This window comes from Brevibacillus sp. FW301-21C12A, assembly GCF_058788915.1.
On sequence record NZ_JBYTBG010000004.1, the window covers coordinates 77,046 to 98,791 of the forward strand.

General features: G+C 53.8%; 29 protein-coding genes and 1 tRNA gene. 1 reads left to right on the top strand and 29 read right to left on the bottom strand.

Translation table 11 applies throughout. The features are described 5' to 3' along the window. Positions 1–45: 45 nt before the first annotated feature. The 17 genes from AC3WQH_RS04340 to AC3WQH_RS04420 form a co-directional block, all read right to left on the bottom strand. On the bottom strand, positions 46–1,011 hold the full coding sequence (locus AC3WQH_RS04340) for a polyprenyl synthetase family protein (protein ID WP_007785438.1): 966 nt from the start codon (positions 1,009–1,011) through the stop codon (positions 46–48). Between the two features lie 16 nt (positions 1,012–1,027). Continuing rightward, on the bottom strand, positions 1,028–1,891 hold the full coding sequence (locus tag AC3WQH_RS04345) for a menaquinone biosynthesis protein (RefSeq protein WP_005831298.1): 864 nt from the start codon (positions 1,889–1,891) through the stop codon (positions 1,028–1,030). Between the two features lie 4 nt (positions 1,892–1,895). After that, complete coding sequence (locus AC3WQH_RS04350; RefSeq protein WP_025843791.1) at positions 1,896–2,492, bottom strand: UbiX family flavin prenyltransferase; 597 nt, start codon at positions 2,490–2,492, stop codon at positions 1,896–1,898. Beyond that, on the bottom strand, positions 2,489–3,358 hold the full coding sequence (locus AC3WQH_RS04355) for a UbiA-like polyprenyltransferase (protein ID WP_005831302.1): 870 nt from the start codon (positions 3,356–3,358) through the stop codon (positions 2,489–2,491). Before AC3WQH_RS04355 ends, AC3WQH_RS04350 begins: the two co-directional genes overlap by 4 nt. 68 nt (positions 3,359–3,426) lie before the next feature. Further along, positions 3,427–4,146, bottom strand: coding sequence for a demethylmenaquinone methyltransferase (locus AC3WQH_RS04360; RefSeq protein WP_005831303.1), 720 nt, complete (start codon positions 4,144–4,146; stop codon positions 3,427–3,429). Positions 4,147–4,150: 4 nt separating this feature from the next. Then, positions 4,151–4,987 (bottom strand): heptaprenyl diphosphate synthase component 1, encoded by an 837-nt coding sequence (locus tag AC3WQH_RS04365; RefSeq protein ID WP_005831305.1) that lies wholly within the window; start codon positions 4,985–4,987, stop codon positions 4,151–4,153. A 115-nt stretch (positions 4,988–5,102) separates the two neighbouring features. Beyond that, positions 5,103–5,618: a hypothetical protein gene (locus AC3WQH_RS04370; RefSeq protein ID WP_005831307.1), complete on the bottom strand. Its 516-nt coding sequence runs from the start codon at positions 5,616–5,618 to the stop codon at positions 5,103–5,105. 72 nt (positions 5,619–5,690) lie between these two features. Beyond that, positions 5,691–5,915, bottom strand: a complete 225-nt coding sequence (gene mtrB, locus AC3WQH_RS04375; protein ID WP_005831309.1) for a trp RNA-binding attenuation protein MtrB — start codon at positions 5,913–5,915, stop codon at positions 5,691–5,693. A gap of 36 nt (positions 5,916–5,951) precedes the next feature. Further along, positions 5,952–6,629 carry a lytic transglycosylase domain-containing protein gene (locus AC3WQH_RS04380; protein ID WP_005831311.1) on the bottom strand — a complete coding sequence of 226 codons (678 nt, stop codon included), beginning with the start codon at positions 6,627–6,629 and terminating at the stop codon, positions 5,952–5,954. Between the two features lie 136 nt (positions 6,630–6,765). Beyond that, positions 6,766–6,842 (bottom strand) — tRNA-Pro (locus tag AC3WQH_RS04385). 97 nt (positions 6,843–6,939) lie between these two features. Continuing rightward, entirely contained in the window at positions 6,940–7,503 is a 564-nt protein-coding gene (gene folE, locus AC3WQH_RS04390) for a GTP cyclohydrolase I FolE (RefSeq protein WP_005831313.1), read from the bottom strand. A gap of 312 nt (positions 7,504–7,815) precedes the next feature. Further along, on the bottom strand, positions 7,816–8,088 hold the full coding sequence (locus tag AC3WQH_RS04395) for an HU family DNA-binding protein (RefSeq protein WP_005831316.1): 273 nt from the start codon (positions 8,086–8,088) through the stop codon (positions 7,816–7,818). A 237-nt stretch (positions 8,089–8,325) separates the two neighbouring features. Then, on the bottom strand, positions 8,326–9,804 hold the full coding sequence (gene spoIVA / locus AC3WQH_RS04400) for a stage IV sporulation protein A (protein WP_005831318.1): 1,479 nt from the start codon (positions 9,802–9,804) through the stop codon (positions 8,326–8,328). Positions 9,805–9,984: 180 nt separating this feature from the next. Continuing rightward, entirely contained in the window at positions 9,985–10,713 is a 729-nt protein-coding gene (locus AC3WQH_RS04405) for a YphF family lipoprotein (RefSeq protein ID WP_005831319.1), read from the bottom strand. A gap of 20 nt (positions 10,714–10,733) precedes the next feature. Further along, a complete protein-coding gene (locus AC3WQH_RS04410; protein WP_005831321.1) occupies positions 10,734–11,075 on the bottom strand; it encodes a 2Fe-2S iron-sulfur cluster-binding protein in 342 nt (113 codons plus the stop codon). Positions 11,076–11,089: 14 nt separating this feature from the next. Next, complete coding sequence (locus tag AC3WQH_RS04415; RefSeq protein WP_007785453.1) at positions 11,090–11,386, bottom strand: 2Fe-2S iron-sulfur cluster-binding protein; 297 nt, start codon at positions 11,384–11,386, stop codon at positions 11,090–11,092. A gap of 12 nt (positions 11,387–11,398) precedes the next feature. Then, positions 11,399–11,587, bottom strand: coding sequence for a DUF2768 family protein (locus AC3WQH_RS04420; RefSeq protein ID WP_005831325.1), 189 nt, complete (start codon positions 11,585–11,587; stop codon positions 11,399–11,401). Between the two features lie 129 nt (positions 11,588–11,716). Between AC3WQH_RS04420 and AC3WQH_RS04425 the strand changes: the two genes are divergently transcribed. Continuing rightward, complete coding sequence (locus AC3WQH_RS04425; protein WP_007785455.1) at positions 11,717–12,247, top strand: hypothetical protein; 531 nt, start codon at positions 11,717–11,719, stop codon at positions 12,245–12,247. 120 nt (positions 12,248–12,367) lie between these two features. On the opposite strand, the gene AC3WQH_RS04430 is transcribed toward AC3WQH_RS04425, so the two are convergent. The 12 genes from AC3WQH_RS04430 to AC3WQH_RS04485 form a co-directional block, all read right to left on the bottom strand. Next, the gene (locus AC3WQH_RS04430) at positions 12,368–12,637 is read right to left on the bottom strand and encodes a stage VI sporulation protein F (RefSeq protein ID WP_005831329.1); all 270 of its coding nucleotides are present in this window, start codon (positions 12,635–12,637) and stop codon (positions 12,368–12,370) included. A gap of 74 nt (positions 12,638–12,711) precedes the next feature. Further along, on the bottom strand, positions 12,712–13,749 hold the full coding sequence (locus AC3WQH_RS04435) for an NAD(P)H-dependent glycerol-3-phosphate dehydrogenase (protein WP_007785459.1): 1,038 nt from the start codon (positions 13,747–13,749) through the stop codon (positions 12,712–12,714). A 48-nt stretch (positions 13,750–13,797) separates the two neighbouring features. Next, positions 13,798–14,400 carry a glycerol-3-phosphate 1-O-acyltransferase PlsY gene (gene plsY, locus AC3WQH_RS04440; protein ID WP_005831334.1) on the bottom strand — a complete coding sequence of 201 codons (603 nt, stop codon included), beginning with the start codon at positions 14,398–14,400 and terminating at the stop codon, positions 13,798–13,800. A gap of 15 nt (positions 14,401–14,415) precedes the next feature. Then, positions 14,416–15,729 carry a ribosome biogenesis GTPase Der gene (gene der / locus AC3WQH_RS04445; RefSeq protein WP_005831336.1) on the bottom strand — a complete coding sequence of 438 codons (1,314 nt, stop codon included), beginning with the start codon at positions 15,727–15,729 and terminating at the stop codon, positions 14,416–14,418. A gap of 53 nt (positions 15,730–15,782) precedes the next feature. Beyond that, entirely contained in the window at positions 15,783–15,965 is a 183-nt protein-coding gene (locus tag AC3WQH_RS04450; protein WP_005831338.1) for a capping complex subunit for YIEGIA, read from the bottom strand. A 3-nt stretch (positions 15,966–15,968) separates the two neighbouring features. Next, a complete protein-coding gene (locus AC3WQH_RS04455) occupies positions 15,969–16,874 on the bottom strand; it encodes a YIEGIA family protein (protein ID WP_007785462.1) in 906 nt (301 codons plus the stop codon). Positions 16,875–16,880: 6 nt separating this feature from the next. After that, on the bottom strand, positions 16,881–17,516 hold the full coding sequence (locus AC3WQH_RS04460) for a YphA family membrane protein (RefSeq protein WP_007785463.1): 636 nt from the start codon (positions 17,514–17,516) through the stop codon (positions 16,881–16,883). A gap of 79 nt (positions 17,517–17,595) precedes the next feature. Further along, positions 17,596–18,648 (bottom strand): type 2 isopentenyl-diphosphate Delta-isomerase, encoded by a 1,053-nt coding sequence (gene fni, locus AC3WQH_RS04465; protein WP_122953146.1) that lies wholly within the window; start codon positions 18,646–18,648, stop codon positions 17,596–17,598. A 106-nt stretch (positions 18,649–18,754) separates the two neighbouring features. Next, on the bottom strand, positions 18,755–19,927 hold the full coding sequence (gene rpsA, locus AC3WQH_RS04470) for a 30S ribosomal protein S1 (RefSeq protein ID WP_005831346.1): 1,173 nt from the start codon (positions 19,925–19,927) through the stop codon (positions 18,755–18,757). Between the two features lie 187 nt (positions 19,928–20,114). Then, positions 20,115–20,708 carry a lysophospholipid acyltransferase family protein gene (locus AC3WQH_RS04475; RefSeq protein ID WP_007785466.1) on the bottom strand — a complete coding sequence of 198 codons (594 nt, stop codon included), beginning with the start codon at positions 20,706–20,708 and terminating at the stop codon, positions 20,115–20,117. Continuing rightward, positions 20,705–21,376, bottom strand: a complete 672-nt coding sequence (cmk, locus tag AC3WQH_RS04480) for a (d)CMP kinase (protein ID WP_122953145.1) — start codon at positions 21,374–21,376, stop codon at positions 20,705–20,707. The genes AC3WQH_RS04475 and cmk overlap by 4 nt, the downstream gene beginning before the upstream one ends. 185 nt (positions 21,377–21,561) lie before the next feature. After that, complete coding sequence (locus AC3WQH_RS04485; RefSeq protein ID WP_005831352.1) at positions 21,562–21,744, bottom strand: hypothetical protein; 183 nt, start codon at positions 21,742–21,744, stop codon at positions 21,562–21,564. Positions 21,745–21,746 lie beyond the last annotated feature (2 nt).

The window sequence follows — 21,746 nt, forward strand, 5'->3', positions numbered from 1 at the left end:
TCAAAACTGGGGTGGCCAAGCAACAGGCAGACAGTCAAATTCTCATTAAAATTTGCGATCGATGATAAAGTTGGCAATTCCTGTCAATGATGTTTTCGCCTGCGTATTGGGCAAGTCGCTGAGAACCGCATGCGCGCGGGCGATATAGCGCTCGGCCAGCCGCTGGGAAAAGGCAATGCCTTCGTCCTGGCGCACCAGGCGAATCGCTTCGTCCGTATGCTCCCAAAACGTATTTTGCCTGATCCATTCCTGGAACTGTCCGCTCGCCTTGCCGTGGTAAGCGGTGTAGAGCGCCGGCAGCGTGATGTTGCCATGGAGAAGGTCGCTGCCCGCCGGTTTCCCCAACTGCTTTTCCGTTCCGGTAAAGTCGAGAATGTCGTCGGTAATTTGAAAAGCCATTCCGACGTTGTAGCCGTACCAGTACATTTTTCGCACCAACTCTTCGGTGGCGCCGCTCGCCACGGCACCCAACTGACAGCTAATCGCGATCAAAAGCGCCGTTTTCCGCTTGATTCTGCGCAAGTACGTGCGGAAGTTTTGATCCCAGTTGTTCAAATCTTTTACTTGCTCGATCTCGCCCTTGCACACCTCGACAATGGCGTTGGAGAGAATCTGGTGCAGCTTCGGATTCGGAAGCTGGGAAGCGATCGCCAGCGCGCGCGCGAAAATGTAATCGCCCGCGTACATCGCTATTTTGTTGTCCCATTTCATGCGCACCGTGTCTTTGCCCCGCCGCTTGTCCGCATCGTCAATCACGTCGTCGTGCACGAGCGAAGCCATATGAATCAGCTCAAGCGGGACGGCGACGTGCTTCAAAACTTTTACATCGTAATGGCCCCACTTGCCTCCGAGCAGCACAAAGACCGGACGGATGCGCTTTCCTCCTGCTTTGAGCAAATGCGTCGAGGATTGATACAGCTCGCGAACGTCTGTATCGATCGATTTTTCCAGTTCATCCTCAATGTACTGGACGTCCTTTTTCATCTTGAAGTAAATATCGACTAGGTTCATCCGTTATCCGTTCCACCTATCTCGCAAGCGTAATATTGGTCTTGTGGCCATCCGCCTGCCACAACTCGACGGTCGCGGGCGCCGCTAGTAACCCCAGCTCCGCCGCGCATCGGTAATAATACTCCAGTCCTACCCGCTGCCCTTCGCCGAAATCGTGCTGCAGTCCCGCGAAGTAACGAATCCATTCCTCTTTAGTTCCGCCGAAGTGCGCGCATACGTAGTCCACTAACGGACCGGGATCGGCTTTCGTCTTCTTTTTGCTCGCCAAAAACGAAGCGTGGACTTCTGCGATCAAATCGTAATGCTCGGCTATGACAGCGCGCCTGAGCGCCCAGATGGCAAACGTCATGGAATAGCCCGTAAATCGGTGCCACAGCTCCCCGAGATCGTACACGTGCAAGTCTTTGGCCGTCCGCTCTGCGGCAATCGCGTCGTCGCCGATGAGCAGGGCAGCATCTGCGCCTTGCAGCATCTGCGCCAGGTTCGGCTCTTGTGTAACGTAAGCGATCTCGTATTCGTAAAACTTGTGGAGCACGATTTTCAACAGGTTCACCGTCGTCGCTGACGTGTTGGTCAGGGCGATTTTCGCCCCGTTCAACTGCTCGATCGGCTTTTTGCTGAATAAGAAAAGGGAGCCTACTCTCCCTTTGGCACTGACAGACAGGTCTGCCAATGCCACGTACTGGGAGGCATGCTCAGCATAGCTAAACGAGGAGATCGGCCCCATGTCAATCTCGCCTTTTGCCATCGCCAGATTCAACTGGGCTGGCACCTGGCGGATGAACTCGATCCGGTCCTCGAATTTTGCTTGTTCAAAGTAGTAGTAAACAGGCAGTACGTTGGTGTACAAGATTTGTCCGATCCGCAAAGACTTTTGCATGCGTCTACTCCCCCCAACGCCGAAACAGCGAGTGTGGTACATCCAGTGCATCCAAAGCTTTCCCAACGACAAAGTTAATCAGGTCATCCATCGTTTGCGGCTTTTGGTAATAGCCGGGCATCGCCGGCAAAATCCGCACGCCCAGCCTGCTCAGCGTGAGCATGTTTTCCAGGTGGATCGCATTGAGCGGCGTCTCCCGGGGGACGATGACCAGCCGCCTGCCTTCCTTAATCATCACATCGGCGACGCGCTCCAGCAAATTGCCGGAGGCGCCATGGGCGATGCCGGATACGGTGCCCATCGAGCACGGAACGACGATCATGCCGTCGCAGCGATACGAACCGCTCGCGGCAGGGCAATTGAAGTCGCGCAGGCCCCAATAATGCAGCTCACCGGGGAAATCCTGCTGGAGCTTCTCCCGCAATAGCCCTTCCCGGTCGTCTGCCTGCCAGTCCAGCTCATCGTGAAAAACTTGCCAGCCTGCCTCGGTAATCATCAGATGGACGATATGCCCGGCGCGCAAAAGCTCGGTGACGACGCGGACGCCGTAAATCGCGCCGCTTGCTCCTGTAATCCCCACTACCCACTTTTGCCTGTTCATGCAATCACCAGATCAATCATAGTAAACACGAACATGACGACGCTCAAAATTCCGTTCATGTTGAAAAACGCCACGTCGACTTTGGACAGGTCGGTCGGCTTCACCAGCGTATGCTCGTAAATCAGGATCGCCCCGGAGATGAGCACGCCGAGCAGGAACCAGATCGACAAGTCCGCTACGACGTACAGCGACATCAAGCCGACAAAGGTAAGGATGTGGCACAGTCTCGCCACGAGCAGCGCATTCGCAATGCCAAAGCGGCTCGGCATCGAGAACAGCCCTTCTTTGCGGTCAAAATCGGCATCCTGGCACGCGTAAATAATATCGAAGCCCGCCGTCCAGAACAGCACGGACGCAAACAGGAGTAAGCCGATCGCGTCTACCTGGCCTGTCGTGGCTACCCAGCCTCCCAGCGGTCCGAACCCGATTGCTACTCCCAATACAAAATGGCAGAGCCATGTAAAGCGTTTGGTGTAGGAATACAGCACCAGTACGAAAACAGCAAGAGGCAGCAGCTTGACGGCCAGATCGTTCAACTGGAAAGCAGCGATGAACAACACAATGAACGAAACGACGATAAACAGGATGACTTCCAAAACGGAGATCAGCCCTGCCGGAATCGCGCGTGTTGCCGTTCGCGGGTTTTTGGCGTCAATGACGCGGTCGATGAGTCGATTCAGCGACATGGCTGCGCTGCGCGCCCCTACCATCGCAACGGTCACCCAAAAAATTTCCAGCCAGGTCGGCCATGCCTTCTCAATTACAATACTTCCCAAAACTGCGCCCATAAAAGCAAAGGGCAGAGCAAACAGGGAATGCTCGAATTTTATCATTTCCAAGATGATTTTCAATTTACGTAGACCCATCTATGACACTTCCTATCTACTGAAAAAATACCGCCCATGCCCGCTCACGCCGGGGCCAGACGCTGAGGCTACGGCTTTGTGCCGATATGCAGAGCGGATACCCCACCCATAAACAGCTTGACCTGGACCGGGGCCAGACCAGCCTGCTGAAACATCCCCGCCAGCTCGCGGCTGTCCGGGAAATTCGTCAGGGAGTGCGGGAGCCAAGCGTATTCCTCATACTTGTTCACGGTCATTTTCGCAATCAACGGCAAAATTTTATAGAAGTATAAGTAAAATAGCTTGCGATACGGAATGAATGGAGGCTTGGACACTTCCAGGGAAACGACTTTTCCTCCCGGCTTCACGACGCGGGCCATCTCATTTAGCACCTGCTGCACATCCGGTACGTTGCGCAAGGCGAAGCCGATGGTGGCAAAATCAAATGTATTATCCTCGTAAGGCAGATTCATCGCGTCGGCATTCACCAGCTTGACGGTATTGCCGACCCCGGCGTTCGCTACCTTGTACGCTCCGACATCCAGCATGTTTTGGCTGAAGTCCAGCCCGACAACCCGCCCGTCTTTGCCCACGGCCTTTGCCAGCGCAATCGTCCAGTCCGCCGTTCCGCAGGCGACATCAAGCGCGCTGTCCCCTGGCTTGATGTTCATCTGCTTCATGGTGTAATTGCGCCAGGCCAGATGGCTGCCAAAGCTGATGACGTTGTTCATTTTGTCGTAGTCGCTTGCAATGCTCTCAAATACGGAGTGAACGTACTTTGCCTTCTCTTTCATTTGTGTCTGGTCCACTAGGCTACATCTCCTCAATAACTCGTTTCAGGCGATTCACTCGATGGGAGTAGCGAGCCGTTATGGAAGCGAGCACGTTGCGCGTTTCGGCAGGGTGCAGCGTGCGCACCATTTGCTCGCACAAGCTGAGCATTTCCATGGCTTTCATCTCGACGCCTGACAACACCTGGGCAAGCGTAGCGCCTGGTTTTTGCAGCAAAAAACGAGCAAAACCAAAAGGAACTTGTTCTTGCCACTTGATTTGCTCCCATTCTCCAATGACACTCTCTACCTTGGCCGTTTCTTTCATCAGGTTCACCCAGAAACGGCGGCGATCGTCCGAATCGGCATACTTCTCGACAATCGCTACATACAAGCCTGTATCAATCGCATTGCGCAGCTCCCAGTACTCTTCGTCTGACAAGCTTCTGGAATCGCGACCTGCCACGTACAGCTTCATTTTCGCTTCATTCACGCGCTGAACGGCTCCGGACAACACCTGGATCGCTTCGATCTCGCCTGTTTCAGACAGCAGGTGGTAGTAGCGGCTGCTGTAATAATCGCCGGCGAGCACCGTCAACTGCCGATTTCGTTCTGCGCTCAATGAATCTTCGTACTGATTTTTGACATGTTCGTGCATGTCCAGTCCCAACTGAACAAGTCCCGTCGCCGTGCAGAAAATGGATGCCCGTTCCTTCGTCATGCCTTGTTCCCGCAAAAACAGATACAAGAGTTCCAGGCGATTTTCCGCCATGGAAGGAACGTCCACGTAATACTCTACATAGGAATGGGTGGTTCGCTTGTAGATCTGCTCGATGATCGACCGAACCTCTTCTACATATGGGGTATGTTCTTTGCTCATGCGTCCTCCTCCACAAGCTGCGCAACCTAAAGATGTCTGCCTGTTCCGTACACTTCCGTCTACCTTTACCATCCGGTCAAAAGGCCGTCCTTACTATCATACCATACTTCTTCCATCAGGGACTAATTCTCTCGTAAAAATACGGCTCGATTCGCACGGGAAATGTGTTTTTGACAAAGGAATCGACGTCTTCCAGCTCCGCGATCGGTTTGGGATGCGCCAGCGAACTGGCTCCCGTCGTTTGAATGGCAATCAGTAGTTTCGACTCTTTCGGCTGGTCGCTTTCCTCCAGCAAGCGGAAATAGACCTGCCCGACATTATCCGTGAGCGTCAACAGCTCGTATGTCAACTGGTAAAAATCGTGATACACATGACTGACATTCACCTTTTCCCCCGGTTTGATCACGAAATCGACATAAACTGACGGGTTTTCCCATTTTATACGCTTCATTTTATAGTGTGGCGTCATCAATGTAAACAAATCGAGGACATTTCGCTCGCTCAGTTGAATCGGGTGTGACGGCTGGAAGGTTGGAACATCCGTCCGCTGCCACCCGGCGCTCGGAACAAGCGACAGCATCAAGGCCAAAAAAGTGGAAACGACAATTGCCACGAGCAGTTGGCGCGGCATAGACATCCCTCCTCTCCACCATTGTACAAATAAAAAAAGCAGGCTATGCCTGCTTTCGCAAAATGGAACTCGTTATTCCGTCGTATCGATGACACCGTGCTGCGAGTAAATCACCGCTTTTCCTCGAACCTTGATGGCAGAAGTATGCTCTGTGAATTGGAAGATCATCACTTCGCCCTTGTCGAGCTTTTCCGTATGATGAAAACGGGTGTCGGAGCCGCGTGTAAGGCCGATGACATGCACGCCGTTTTCTTTTGCTTTGACTACAAAATAGTCCTGGTTAAATGGCTGTGACAAGTTGTTTCCTCCTGACCAGTGCGTGATGCGCCTTGTCTAGTATGATGTCCCGTCGGGCTGCAAACGGCTCATGATTTTTGCTACATAACGCTGTGTTTCCTGAGGCAACTGATTGTACTTCGCCTCCAGCTCCTCATCGCTGTCGATGCCCAGTCGGCCTACGCGACCCGGGCCTGCATTGTACGCTGCCAGCGCCACTTTGACGTTTCCATTATAGCGGTCGAGAAGCGATTTCAAGTATTTGGTTCCACCCGCCAAGTTTTCGTCCGGGTCGTATGCATTGCGGACGCGCATCGCCTGTGCAGTCTTGTCCATAAGCTGCATCAAGCCTTTTGCCCCCGCTTTGGAAACGACGTTCGGGTTGAAGTTGGACTCTGCCCTCACGACTTCCCTGACGAGGTCAGGGTCGACGCCGAGCGCTTTGGCGGTCCGTTCGATTTTCTCCAAAATAGCTCCGGGAGCAACCGTTGCTCCTTTTGCCGCCGTCGTATTCAACTCTGCCTCGTAGTCTGCGGCCAGCTTCCACTCCTTGCTGCCGTCGAGCTTGGCCAAAATCTCTTGCGAGGAAATGACGCGCTGGCCTGACGCCAACTGCGTCTGCAAGATATCAGAAAAGAGATCCTGCTCTCCGTAGGGGGAAGAAGCTGCTTGATCGGTCAAATAAGATTGCGGCATTGATTGTAAATACGGCTGAAGCGATACAGGCACCTTCATGGCATGGAACAACCCTTCCCTTGCTTGTCTCCCCTCTATTATAAAAAAGAAAGATCAGGAAGCCAATAGCAAAAATGGCAACTGTCAAGAACAAAAAAAGAAGCCTGTTCAGAGGCTTCCTCGCTTTTTATTCAGATGGTCGGAATGCAGGGATTCGAACCCTGGACCTCACCCACCCCAAGGGTGCGCGCTACCGGGCTGCGCCACATCCCGACTGTACATCTGTACTTTACAATATTTTACCTACAGTGTCAATAGAAAATGCCGTAATTTTCATCTTCGCACGCGTTGACTGCATACCAGCGGGACGCTAGGAACGGATGAGGCTGAACACTTCCGCACGAGCGGCTGCGTCTTTTTCAAACATGCCGCGCACCGCAGAGGTGACGGTTTTCGAGCCAGGCTTCTTCACGCCGCGCATCGTCATGCACATGTGCTCTGCCTCCACCACGACGATCACGCCGTGCGGATCGAGCTTGCGAACGATGGAGTCGGCAATCGTTGTCGTAATTCGCTCCTGAAGCTGCGGACGCTTCGCCACGGTGTCGACCGCGCGCGCCAGCTTGCTCAAGCCTACGACACGCCCGCCGCGCGGAACGTAGGCGACATGCGCCTTGCCGAAAAACGGAACCAGATGGTGTTCGCACATCGAGTAGAACGGGATGTCCTTGACCAGAACCATTTCTTCGTGATCTTCGCTAAACACCGTCTCGAAGTACTGCTCTTCGTTTATGTGCATGCCCTCGAATACTTCGGCATACATTTTCGCAACGCGCTTGGGAGTATCCAGCAGCCCTTCCCGGTCGGGATTATCGCCTACCGCCTCCAGAATCATGCGGACAGCCTGTTGAATTTTATCCAAATCAACGTTCATACATTCGTACCTCCTACATAGCGGCCTCTTTCCCTAGAAGCGACAGCTTCTCTGGCTGGCCTTATCCTGATCCGATTGTCATGCTTCCGTGCGCACAAACAAGCCAAGCCAATCTTACCATACCCGCTTTAAAAAAACAAAAACATCTGACAAGACAACTGTATGTATGGGGCTCAAGCGCCGATAAACATTTTGATTGAAGCCTGCTCCCGGGAGGTGATCGCGTCGGGTCATCCCCAGACGTTAAAAAAAATCCACATTGCAATCAATGTGGATTTTTTTATGTAAGTGCTTCGTTCTCAAAAGAAACAACTACTTGATGGAGTCTTTGAGTTGTTTACCTGGTTTAAACGCAGGTACTTTGCTGGAAGCGATTTCGATCTCTTCACCTGTTTGTGGGTTACGACCTTTACGAGCCGCGCGCTCACGAACTTCGAAGTTACCAAAGCCGATCAGTTGGACTTTATCACCAGTTTTCAATGCATCAGCAATTGCATCGAGAACAGCGTCAACTGCTTTTGTTGCATCTTTCTTGGTGAGTTCAGTGGTTTCCGCCACTTTTGCAATCAATTCTGTTTTGTTCATTTTATTCACCTCCCCTCAAAGAACACCAAGTCCTAGCTATTATTTTTCTTAACCGAAACGAAGCGTTTTATACACGATTGGTGGTATTTACCGATCTGACAAGCTTATAGTAATACACCGATTTCTTAAATTCAAGCCCCTCCTGTCGAAATTGAACGAAATACAAGAAAAAAAGGCATCCCGTCACACCGGGAGCCCCCTTTTAGAATCAATTGTCTAGGTCTATTTACCTAGTCCTTAAAGTATGATCGCAATCAGACCGCCAGAGCCTTCGTTGATGATTCGGCCCAATGTTTCCTGCAGTTTGTAGCGGGCATTGTCCGGCATCATGGTGATCTTCGCCTGGATGCCCTCTCTCACGATGGAGTGCAGCGAACGACCGAAAATGTCCGAATTCCAGATCGACAGCGGGTCTTTGTCGAAGTCCTGCATCAAGTAGCGGACGAGCTCTTCGCTCTGCTTCTCGGTTCCGATAATCGGCGCAAACTCGGATTCGACGTCCACGCGGATCATGTGGATCGACGGCGCGGTCGCTTTCAGCCTGACCCCGAAGCGCGGTCCCTGGCGAATCAGCTCAGGTTCGTCCAAGGTCATCTCATGCAGCGACGGAGCAGCGATTCCGTAGCCCGTACTGCGCACCATATGCAAGGCTTCCGCTACCTGATCGTACTCGCGCTTGGCGTGGGCGAACTCCTGCATGATTTTCAGCAAATGATCTTTGCCGTTGATCTCGACACCGACGATCTCCATCAGGATGCGATCATACAGTTCATCCGGCGCGAACAGGTCGATTTCGGCGATCCCTTGGCCCATATGCATGCCTGCCAGAGACGCCCGCTCCACGAAGTCATAGTCATTGAAGAAACCGACGACGCGGTCCACGTCGCGCAACCGGCGAATATCCTGCACGGTTTCACGTACGGCTTCTTCATAGTTCTGACGGAGCCAGTGACCGTTTTCCAGCACCATGACCCAGCTAGGCAGATTGACGTTTACTTCGTGCACAGGGAACTCGAACAGCACTTCTCGCATCAGGAGGAGAATTTCCTGCTCCGTCATGTGGTCGACGGACAAGGCCACGACGGGCACGTCGTACTTTTCCTGAAGCTGCACGCGCAAGTTTTGCGCTTCGTCCGAGCGCGGGCGCGTCGAGTTGACCACGATGACAAACGGTTTGCCCACTTCCTTCAGCTCATTGACGACCCGTTCCTCCGCGTCGATGTATCCTACACGCGGGATTTCCGCGATGCTGCCATCTGTCGTGACGACGATCCCGATGGTCGAGTGCTCCTGGATGACTTTGCGCGTTCCGACTTCTGCTGCTTCCTCGAAAGGAACCGGCTCCTCATACCACGGAGTGTTCACCATCCGGGGACCGTTATCATCCTCGAAGCCTTTTGCCCCCTGAACCGTATAGCCAACGCAGTCAACGAGGCGGACGTTAATGCTGAGTCCTTCTGTTACATGTACGTTTACGGCCTGGTTCGGAACAAATTTAGGCTCTGTCGTCATAATTGTTCGGCCGGAAGCGCTCTGCGGCAGTTCATCTGTAGCGCGAATCCGCTCTGCTTCTGACTGGATATTCGGGATGACGACCTGCTCCATAAACCGTTTAATAAAGGTCGACTTTCCCGTACGAACAGGGCCCACTACCCCGAGGTAGATGTCTCCGCCCGTCCGTTCGGCAATGTCTTTAAAGATGTCGACTCGTTCCACCATCGATGACCTCCTTCTATTTGTCTATTTTTACACTATGACCGATTTTCCGAATTATCCCTGACCGTCAGTATTTTCGTAGGGAATCTCGTACTAGTTTCGTGGACAGTACAAGTATATGTGCGGCTGGACCAACTAGAACAAAAAAACAACTCCGGCAAGAGTTGTTTTTTTTGTCCGCTATTTGATTTTGAGCAGCCTCGGCTCGCCGTCTACCAGCTCGTACGGGAACGATTTGGCCGGCACAAACATCGAGGCGCGCGCGAGGACGTATCTCGGGTCTGTATTGGGCGTGACAGTCGCTTTGTTTTCGCGCAGCATCGTCGCGATATCTGCCGCGTAGTCGATCCCGACCTGCCCGTCTGCGTTCATGACCAGCGGCAGCAAATAATTGCCCATGGTGGACGGCACCTGCCATGTTTTCACGCCGATTTCGGCATGGTCGATCGAGTAGTAGCCATTGCCCAGATCGGCCTGAACAGGCAGCTTGTTGAAGTAGCCGCGGTAGCGGTCCACCGCGCTTTGCACGTCGGCAACCGTGCTGACGGCCCCCAGATGGATCAGCTTGACAGTCGGCTTCGTCTCCACGTCAATCAGGACGTATTTGTAAATCCCGCCCTTTTCAAAAGCGTTTCCGGGAACATCCGGGATGTATTTCGGAATCATTTTGCGAAAATCAATCTCGTATTTCTCAAAAATGGGAGTATCCAGCGGCTTCGTCACGATCGGCAGCACAGACGTATCTTTTTGGAATTGTTCGATTCCTTTTTGCGCCGCTTCGAGAAAAAACGCGCTGGGTACCTGGTTTTCCGCCTTTCGCTCTTCCGGATACAAACATCCGGACAGCAGAACGGAAAGGATGCTCAAGCTCATCGTCAGCTTGAAGGTTTTACGCCATGATTGCCACATCTTATGTACACCTCAAACCCTCATTCTTCATTTTCCATGCGTTGCCGCTCCAGCGCGGCAGCCACGACCGATTTCAAGCGGCTCTCCGGTATGCGGACCGTACAGTCGCCGTGCGTCGTCTTCGCCTGACAGGCCAGGCGTATCCCCTGCCGCAAGTCCTGCTCCGGCATTTTTCGCAGCTCCAGCGCGGTCGGAGCCACCAGCTCGCCGCTCTCCACGACGACGCGGCACATCAGACAGGATGCGTGGCCGCCGCACCTTTGCGGGATCACGATCCGGGCATTGCCAGCCACGCTGACAAGCGTCTGTCCTGCCCTGGCCTTCACGCTTTTGTTACTGGGAAGAAAAGTTACCTTCCCCATGTCGTCACTCCTTTTTAATACGGTCGATGGGCAAGCTTCACATCTCCTTGCCCGACGATCCTGATTTGGCAGCCGAGTCTGAATCCTTCTGCCCGCTCGGCTTTGCGCAGGCGCAGTTTTTCTTCGCTGGTGATCTCGTTGAGGAACGAAGCTCCCTCCACAACCAGCGTGCGGCATTGGGCGCATACGCCTCTCTGGCAGGCATGTCCCCACGTCACCTTGTGCTTTTTGGCCATCGCGACCACCGTTTCGTTCAGCTCCACCGGCAGTTCGTGGGTTCCTGCACGCGTAATCAGCGTCAACTGCGACATCCTTTCTCCTCCTTAGACAAAAATCACGATCAAAATCATGACAAACACTGCGATCAGTAACAAGAAAGCGCAAGTCTTCACGAGAAACCTGACAAGCGCATTTGTCATTTTTCTGGCAAAGATCATCAGCAAATTGCAGACGAACATCAGCCCAATCGCCAGCAGCGAAATGTTCATCTTGGTCATAGGATCAATATACATCTTTCTTGCAGCATCCTTTGCATTTTTTGCTTCATTATACCATACTTCCCAGCTCTCGTCTGACGTTGTGAACCTCCATCTGGACGTTCGCATAGACTATTCTGATGAATTCGCCCATGGGAGGGATGAATGTTGAACAGCAAAGTAAATGGACGCAAGTGGCGGAACCCGTACGCTCCCATACCGAGCAGAAAACTGAGCGACCAAGCGGCCGACGTATCATTGGCCATCAGCCCGAAAAAAATCATTCCCGCCGTCGACCTGCGATCGTCTGTGTCCAAAATGCGCAGCAACATCAAAGGGATCAGCAGCACGATTCGCCAGGTAGAGGAAACGATGGATACGCTGTACGGAGCAATGGAGATCATCGAGAACCTGGGCAAGCGCACAGCCGAACCTGAAGCGGCCGCAGAAAAGCCCGTCTCGACCAGACGAAAAGGCAATGCCGGCGCAGCGAAGGAGAGCGCAAAAGGCAGGGAAGCGGTCCGCGCAGAAGAGGCTCCACAGGAATCCAGTGCAGCGGCAGGAAGCGGCGGAGGCAATCCGCTGGGCAACATCGACATCGGGCAAATCCTGGGCCTCTTGCAATCGCCCTTGGTGCAAAACCTGCTGACGCAAACGGTGAGCGGCACGAGCAAGCAACGAAAAAAAGAGGGATGAGATCCCTCTTTTTTTCTTGGTATCTGTAGGTCAGCCATGTCCCTGTAGAGCCATGATTGTTCCTAGTTTTACTGTATGATGCTTTTAACAGCAGGTAACGGGCATAATCGCCCATTTCTCTCATTTGAGCAGCTTGGACAAGGAAGACATGTCATTCAAATTGATTTCTTTGTTGCGGAACATCTCGATGATCTTGTCTTCCTTTTCGGCGTTGAGCTTTTTCCCGCTCATGGTCGCGAGCGTCTGGAGGATTTGCCGCAGCTTTGCCTCATCCTCGAAGTCGCTGCGCTTTACCTGGCTGGCAAGGGAACGCAGTTTCCCCTCGTCGACCTTTTCTGCAGCTTTTCCTTGCAAACGCTCCAAAAAACGCTTAGAAAGATTGTTGTTCATCCTTTGATCTCCTCCTGCACCTGGGCTTTCACCCTATCGTATGTGCAGGAGCCTACATGTGTGAAAAGCTTCGCCTATGCTTCTATGCTTCCGTCCGGGTTCAGGTAGCCCATCTCGAACGTCTTCCCTCGGCCCATCAGCTCTTCTACCCCTTGGCGCGGCTCTTTTCCTTCGAACAAAATGCCGTACAGCACCGACGTAATCGGCATCTCGACCTGTTCGCGCTGTGCCAGGGCGTGTGCCGCGTGAGTCGTGCGCACGCCCTCGACGACCATCCCCATCTGCTCCAGAGCGTCGTCGAGCTTTTTGCCTTGGCCCAGCATGAAGCCTGCCCGCCAGTTGCGGCTATGGCGGCTGGTGCACGTCACGATCAGGTCGCCGACGCCCGCAAGCCCCGAGAACGTAAGCGGCAAGGCGCCCAGTTTGATGCCGAGGCGGCTGATTTCCGCAAGTCCGCGGGTCAAAAGCGCCGCTTTCGCGTTGTCGCCAAATCCGAGGCCGTCTGACATGCCCGCTCCGAGCGCAATGATGTTTTTCAGCGCGCCGGCAATTTCCGCCCCGATCAGATCATGGTTGGTGTAGACGCGAAAATTGGCGTTCATCAACAGGTCCTGCGCGCGGAGCATGCTCTCCTCCGCTTCTGACGCAACCACCACTGTCGTCGGCTGCCTGCGGACTACTTCTTCCGCGTGGCTCGGTCCGGACAGGACAGCGAGCTTGCCGGAAATTTCGGGCGGGATTTCTTCCATGATGACCTCTGACATTCGCTTCAGGCTTTCCAGCTCAAAGCCTTTGGTCGCATGGATCAAAAGCACATCCTTATGTAAAAACGGAGCCAACTGCCTGCAAATTTGCCGCATCGCGTGCGACGGAACGGCCAGCAGCACGATCGGTTTGTCGGAAACGGCCGCCTGGATATCCGTCGTGGCGACAATGCTCTCGGCCAGCTTGGCCTCAGGCAAATATTTGGCGTTCGTATGCTTGCTGTTCACTTCATCTGCCAGCTTGGGATCGCGTACCCACAGCGTAACCTGATGGCCGTTTTCCGCCAGAACGGAAGCGAGCGCCGTTCCCCAGCTACCCGCACCGACTACTGTAACCTCTTTTCTCAATAGATCCCCCTCCATCATTCCAGTCTTTTTCGTAAGAACGATTCAGACCTATCCCAGCTTGCGATTGGACTTATCTCCCAATTTCCGTTCGTTTCCTGCGAGAAGATTGCGGATATTATTATAATGGCGAACATACGCAAACACAGCGATTACCAAACTTGTCCAAAAAAAGGAAATCGGTTTGTCCAACAGATAAAGGGAAACAGGAATAGCCGTAACCAGCACAAGCGATCCGAGCGAGACGTATCGGGTAATCGCAATGACCAGCACAGCCAGTACCGCTGCAATCAAAAAGGCCAGGGGAGAGAAGCCTAGCACCACGCCGAGCGTGGTCGCAATGCCCTTTCCCCCGCGAAAGCCAAAGTAGATCGGCCAGTTGTGCCCTGCGATGACAAACAGGCCCGCCACTGCATAGGCAGCGGGATCACCTGTCATGAGGTGTGTTATTCCCATCGCCGCCAATCCTTTTAATGCATCAAGAATCAGCACGGCGATACCCGGACCTTTTCCCAGCACGCGAAGCGTATTGGTCGCCCCTGCGTTCCCGCTGCCATGTGAGCGAATGTCAATTCCTGCAACTTTTTTGGCGATCAGATAGCTGAAGCTAATTGAACCGATCAAATAGCTGAGCACCCAGGCTACTAACACCATGGCGGTTTCCTCTCCCTACGTTTTTTTCCGCGTCCATATGCGAACAGGCGTACCTTCAAAGACAAACGCTTCACGGATCTTGTTCTCTATATAACGCTCATAGGAGAAATGCATAAGCTCCGGATCGTTCACGAACAAAATGAACGTGGGAGGCTTGACTGTCGCTTGTGTCGCGTAGTTGATTTTCAGTCGCTTTCCTCTGTCAGACGGCGGCGGTGTGCGAATCGTCGCATCCGTTACGATATCGTTGAGGACGGAGGTCGGAATGCGCATGGCGTGTGCTTGCGCGACCTCGTTGACTTTCGGCAGGATCGTGTGAACGCGCTGCTTCGACTTCGCCGAGACGTACAGAATCGGCGCGTAGTCCAGATATTTGAACTCCTCGCGAATCAGCTCTGTGAAGCGCCGCATCGTCTTGTCGTCTTTTTCAACGGCATCCCACTTGTTGACGATAATAATTACGCCGCGGCCTGCCTCGTGCGCATAGCCGGCAATTTTTTTGTCTTGCTCGATGATGCCTTCTTCCCCGTTGATGACGACGAGCACGACATCGCTGTCCTCGATGGAACGCATCGCGCGCATGACGCTGTATTTTTCCGTCGTCTCGTACACTTTCCCGCGCTTGCGCATCCCGGCGGTATCGACGAGAACGTAGCTCTGTCCATCCCGCTCAAACGGCGTGTCGATCGCATCGCGCGTAGTGCCCGCGACGTCGCTCACAATGACGCGCTCTTCGCCGAGCAGCGCATTCGTCAAGGACGACTTCCCGACGTTCGGACGGCCGATAATGGACACGCGAATGACGTCCTCTTTCCGCTCCTCGTCGTCTTCGGCAGGAAAATGCCGAACCACTTCCTCCAGCATGTCTCCCAGGCCAAGGCCATGGCTGCCTGAGATCGGGAACGGTTCACCCAAGCCAAGCGAATAAAAGTCGTAAATATCGGCACGCATGTCCGGGTTGTCCGCTTTGTTTACTGCGAGCACGACTGGCTTTCCGGTGCGGTTCAGCATCCGGGCCAGCTCCACGTCAGCGTCTGTCACGCCTGTCCGGCTGTCGGCGATCATGATGATGACGTTAGCCTCATCAATCGCCAGCTCCGCCTGGTAACGCATTTGCGTGAGAATTTCATCGGTCTCGCCAAACTCAATCCCGCCCGTATCAATCACGTGGAAGGTATGGGTCAGCCATTCTCCTTTTCCGTACAGGCGGTCACGGGTTACTCCCGGCATATCCTCCACGATCGCGATGCGCTCGCCGACCAGTCTGTTAAAAATCGTGGACTTGCCCACGTTGGGTCTCCCCACAATGGCTACCACAGGTAATCCCATAATCAACAACACTCTCTCTCATTTACGTTTTGACTAGCTAATCATACCATACACTACTTGTGGCGAACAACGATAAGGGTATCAGGGCTTACCTCGTGCACCATGGCGTCCAAAATCTTTTCCAGCGTGAAAGCCGTCTGCTGCATCTTCTCATGTGTCGGCTCGATGAAAATCGGCGCGCCGCCCGCGATGCCTTCCCTGTTCACGGTAATCACGGCCAAAATCGTCCCGGTCATGATCTACAGCTCCTTTTTGACTAATTTCGTCTTCTGCGGCATCCGGAAGACGCTCTCTAAAATCGGCACCGCATCAATGACGGCTTTGCCCCGCTCGGCATCCTTTTCCTGCGGCAAAAGGAAGACGCCGAGCCTGCCGGATTGCAGGTCGCGTTTTACCAGTGGCGTCAAGGAAGGCTCCCCTGTATCGGTGTACACGCCGAGCTGGGTCGCTACATCATGCAAAATCGCCTGGCGCTGGCCGGGATGGGCGATCGTCACTTTGGCGTTGGCATCCTTCGGGGTCAAAATAAAGCCGACTCCGTGCTCGCGGATGACCTTTTGCGCGTCTTCCAGACCGACGTTCATGATGTAAATGTCGCCTACGTACAAGTCTTTTCCGTCCACTCTCACCTCTGCCGGACTCGTGTCTGCGATCAGCGACAGCGTCTTCCCGGAGCGCAACTTGCGCGAAATGACAAGGGCGATCACCCCCGCGATGATGCCGCCCCACCAGTTGAACAAAATCGTCGCTGTCGCGGCGACGAGGGAGGTGAAAATCACCATGTAGTTGCGCCCTTCGAACACCATGGCGATCCCTTCGATGTACGGACCGCCGCGCGGTACCAGCTCTAGCTTGTCAATCTCCGTCAAGGTCGTCCGCTCCATGTTGCGCACGTCGCGGAACTGCTGGGCGGCCACGGTCAAAAACGTCACGGCCGTATAGTTTTCCTTCAACAGTGCCGGCACAGCCAAAGCGCCCAGGGCCGAGGCGATCACCCCGAGCGACACATGAATGATTTTTCCGTGCGGATACGTCGGATATTGGCGATAATCCGTCCGCAGCAGATGGATTCGGCACATGATCCCGAAGACGAACCCGATCGTCAACGGAACGACAAACTCATTGGCCAACAACTCTTTAAACAAACGCGATCACCTACCAGTATCGGAATGGGAAGGCTCTGCCTCCCTCCGTCCGAAAAGCCGACGAATGGCAGTCCAGAGCATACTGATAAGCCCCAGCAACGAAATGCCGCTCCACAACAGGTCTTGCGCGTAATCCGTTCCCAGGCTGCACGCTCCGGACGCCCGCCAAAAATAGAGCGCGTAGAGCGCATCCGCCAGCGGCAGCGCCAGCATGAGCAGAAACAGCCGGACGGCCATAAGCCTGCTCGTCGCAAGCGTGATCGCGACGCTAATTCCCGGCACGATCACCCGCTCGTCCCAAATCAACAGGATCGGGTCGGAAAAAAACAGCCAGCGCAGCCAGAAAACCATGACGGCAACCCCCGTCGCGCCGAGCACATACAGTCTTCGGCCTGCTTTGGGGAGCCGTGCATAAAAGATCGCGCTTGCGAAAAAGGGCAGCAACGTTCCGCTGAGACTTACCTGAATCGGGGCGAAAAACAATGTCCAACTGACAAAGGAGCAAATCAGAAACGCACAAAGAACGGCGAGCACGCGCCTTCTCTCCATGCCCATTTCCCGCAGTTGCGAGTCAAAGCTCCCCATCCAGACAAGACAAAGCAAAGACCACTGGATGAGGATCGCAATGGTTCCCTCGTTCATGTTCATCTCCTCAAAATGATGGTTGTCTCCCCAAAGTATGCCTCAAGCGTCCGCCTTTCATGAATGGCTCGTCCGTTAGTCAGCGCCGCTCTGCCCATTCCTCCACTGCTCTCCCGCGCAGACGGGCGCGCTCCGCTGTTTTGCCTGTTATCAACAGCGGGGTGTTGACGCCATCTGCGAGCTGCACAAGCCCGAGCGCCGTCATCGCCACGCGAATCTGGTGATGCCAGCCGTCTACTTCCGCCAGGCATTCTTCGATCGGGTGCGCGTGCACGACGCGCAATAGCGCACCCGCCACGCCGACAGCCGAAGCTCCCAGGCAGACCGCTTTTATCACGTCCAGTCCGTGCCGCGCTCCTCCCGTCGCCATGACAGATGCTTGCGCGTGTATATCGCGGTCTGCTTCCAGCAGGCTCTCGACGGTCGTAAAGCCCCAATCCTCAAACATGGACAGCGGGTGAGCGCTCCTTTTGTTTTCCACTTTGGCAAAATTCGTTCCGCCTCTGCCGCCCACGTCGATGCTTTTGATCCCGGCTGCGGTCAGCTTGAGCATCGTTTCCTTCGCCATCCCGAATCCGACCTCTTTGACGATCACCGGGACGTCGACGCTCTCCTGGATGCGCTGGATCCGCTCCAAATAGCCGCTGAAATCGCGATCTCCTTCGGGCATCAACAGCTCCTGCATCACATTCAGGTGAATTTGCAAGCCGTCTGCCGCAAGCATTTCTACCGCTGCCTGCGCTTGCTCCACTGTCGCTTCCGCCCCGACATTCGCCCAGACGATGCCGCGCGGATTTTCTTTGCGCACAATCTGGTAGCTCGCGGCGACAGACGGGTCGCGCAGCGCGGCCATCTGCGAACCGACGGCCATCGCCAGTTGGCGCTCCCTGGCAATGATCGCAAGCTTCTGATTAATCTGCGTTGTCGCTTCCGCTCCGCCTGTCATCGCGTTGATAATGAGCGGAGACGGCAGGCGAAAAGAAGCAAACTCCGTATCGAGCCTTGTCTGTTCGTAGCCGATATTCGGCAGGCTATTCGGCACAAAGCTGACGTCATCAAAGCTGTTTGTACCGATTTCGGCCGTTGCCAGTGCATGGCGAATATGGTCAAGCTTTCGTTGCGAACGATCCACGCGTCTTCCCTCCCGACAAACCTTTTATCCCCTTGTAGCTTTGGCCACAGCCAAGCAAAAAGGGATACGCAAGAGCGTACCCCCTTATTTTTCCCGTCTGTCTCGCTTACTTGAACTTGTCTTTCAGATCCGCGAACAGTTCACCAAGCGTTACACCCATTGGCTGATTGTTTTCTTGCGTGAATTGTTGCTGTTCACGCTTGCTTGCGCGCTCTGCCTGCTCGGCGCGATCTTCTTCTACCGCGCGGATGCTCAAGCTGATGCGCTGCTCTTGTGGAACCACATCGAGAATTTTCACTTGCACTTCCTGGCCTTCCTTGAGCACTTCGCCAGGCGTGTTCACGCGACGATTCGCGATTTGCGAGATGTGCACAAGCCCTTCAATTCCAGGTGCCACTTCGACAAAAGCACCGAAGGAAACGAGGCGTTTCACTGTACCCGTTGTGATCGAGCCTGCTTTAAACTCTTCGGCAACCTTTGCCCAAGGACCTGCCTGGGTTTCTTTGATGCTGAGGCCGATGCGCTCGTTTTCGCGGTCGATTTTGAGCACTTTCACTTGTACCTTGTCGCCTTCTTTTACGACGTCAGATGGCTTTTCTACGCGGTTCCAAGCCAGCTCGGATACGTGCACCAGGCCGTCTACCCCGCCGATGTCCACGAATACGCCGAAGTCGGTCATGCGTTGCACAGTGCCTTCCAGCACTTGACCCACCTGGATTTGATCCAGTACGGACTGTTTTTTCGCTTTTGCTTCTTCTTCCAGAACCGCTTTGTGGGAGAGGATCACTTTGTTTTTCTCTTTGTCCATCTCTACTACTTTCAATGTCAAGGATTTGCCTTTGTAATCGGAGAAATCCTCCACGAAATGACGCTCGACCATAGAAGCAGGGATGAAGCCGCGAACCCCTACATCTACGACCAGACCGCCTTTGACGACTTCCTTGACTGTCGCCTCGATGATCTCGCCTGACTGCATTTTTTGCTCCAGTTCAGCCCAGGAAGATTCCATCGCAACCGCTTTTTTGGAAACGACAAGCTCTTCTTTTTCATCGTTGAGCTTGATTACTTTTACTTCAAACGTGTCGCCAACCGCAACGACGTCAGACACTTTTTCCACATGCAGAGGAGACAGTTCGCTGATCGGGATCAGGCCATCGTATTTGTAGCCTACATCCACGAGAGCCTGTTTGTCTTCGACTTTGGTTACAGTCGCTTTTACGACATCCCCCACAGAAATCGTTGTTGCATCCGTCAAGCTTACGTTTGTTTCATCCATCATCCAAAAAACCTCCTTGAATACCATCGAGTCCCAGACCATCTATGTACAGGTTGTGTACCAACCATATTACACGAAGCGGGAGCAAGTATATTTTTTACTGTCGCCCGAAGGCTGGCAGTTAGCACTGACGTAGCCAGTAAGTTCCAGCAAATGTAGTATTTGTCCCTTTGTCGATTCTATACCGGACTTAGGGAAGATGCTGGTCGCGCAATTCCTTGATGCGGGCCATGATTAAATCGCTCGTCTCCTTCAGCACATCGGAGCCGGACTTGGCTTCGCGCAAGCTGGTGAGATCGATCGGCTTGCCGTAGACGATCTTGATCGGACGAAACGCCCGATACGGCCCGATAATCGCTACCGGAATGACCGCTGCTTGCGATTTGAGGGCAAACATCGCCACCCCTGGCATCGCTTCTCCCGGTTCGCCGGTTTTGCTGCGGGTTCCCTCGGGAAAAATTCCAAAGATTTTTCCATCTTCAAGCAGTTTGAGCGTCGTGCGGATCGCCGCCCGATCACCCGCGCCCCGCTTGACTGGGAAAGCGCCGAATTTCGTAATAAGAAAAGATAAGAGCGGAATTTTAAACAGCTCTTCCTTGGCCATGAAGTGCACCTGGCGCTCGATTCCAGAACCGAGCAGCGGCGGGTCCCAGAGCGAAATGTGATTGGCGCACAAAATCACCGGGCCTTCCTTAGGTATATGTTCACGCCCAATCACTTGCCAACGGAAGACAAGCGAAAATATGATGCGGAATATTCCGCGGAATAAACGGTAATAGGTCACTTGGCCGACTCTCCCGTTCGTTCGCAGATTTGCAGGATGTGGTCTACGACCTGGTCGATGGTCATCCCCGTAGTGTCGACCAGCACGGCATCGTCCGCCTGGCGCAAGGGAGCCACCTCTCTTTGCATGTCCCGGCGATCTCGCTCCTCTATTTCTTTTTCCAGCTCAGCCAGGTCTGCCTCGGTTCCTTTTTCCCGCAGTTCTTTCCATCTGCGTTCTGCTCGCTCGCGGATGGAGGCCGTCAGAAAAATTTTCACCTCGGCGTCAGGCAGGACATGCGTTCCGATATCTCTGCCGTCCATGACCACGTTTCCTTGCTTCGCCAGCTCTCGCTGCAACACCAGCATCTGTTCGCGAACGGAACCGTAGCTCGCGACAATCGAGGCGTACTGACTGACCTCTGGCGAACGAATCAGGTCCGTCACATCGAGCTCGTTCCAGAACACACGCTGCTGTCCAGCTTGCCGAACCAGACCAATCTTGTTGTTTTTCAAAAGTTCGGAAACAGCAGGCTCGTCGCCGATCGGAATCTGTCCGGAAGAAACAGCCCAAGCGAGAGCGCGGTACATGGCCCCGGTGTCGATGTAGACGTATTCCAGTTGCCTTGCTACCTTCTGTGCAACCGTGCTTTTCCCTGCTCCCGCAGGTCCATCAATCGCTATGTTCATTACTTCTCACCTGCTATGTACAGTAGTTCAGAAAGGGAGTAAAACAAGAAAAGCTTCTGCCCGAAGCCCTTTCCCATTCATGTGGTGAAAAACACGTGGCGACCGCGCGCGGTCTACGAAAACGCCCCTGACCGTTTTCTATGTTATTTATAATAGTACCATAGTATGGAAGCATGCGCAAACCTTTAGGGCTTGTCTGACACGCCTTCCAAGCGTTCTGTCTCGATCAGGAAAACGCGAGCCGGAACGTATTGAATCAGAATCTCTCCGGCTGTCAGCGCGATGGCGCAAGCCGCAATTCCAATCAAGATGCCTTTCTCTACCCGTCTGGAAAATCGGCGAAAACGCTCGTCGTACTGACTGGTCACTG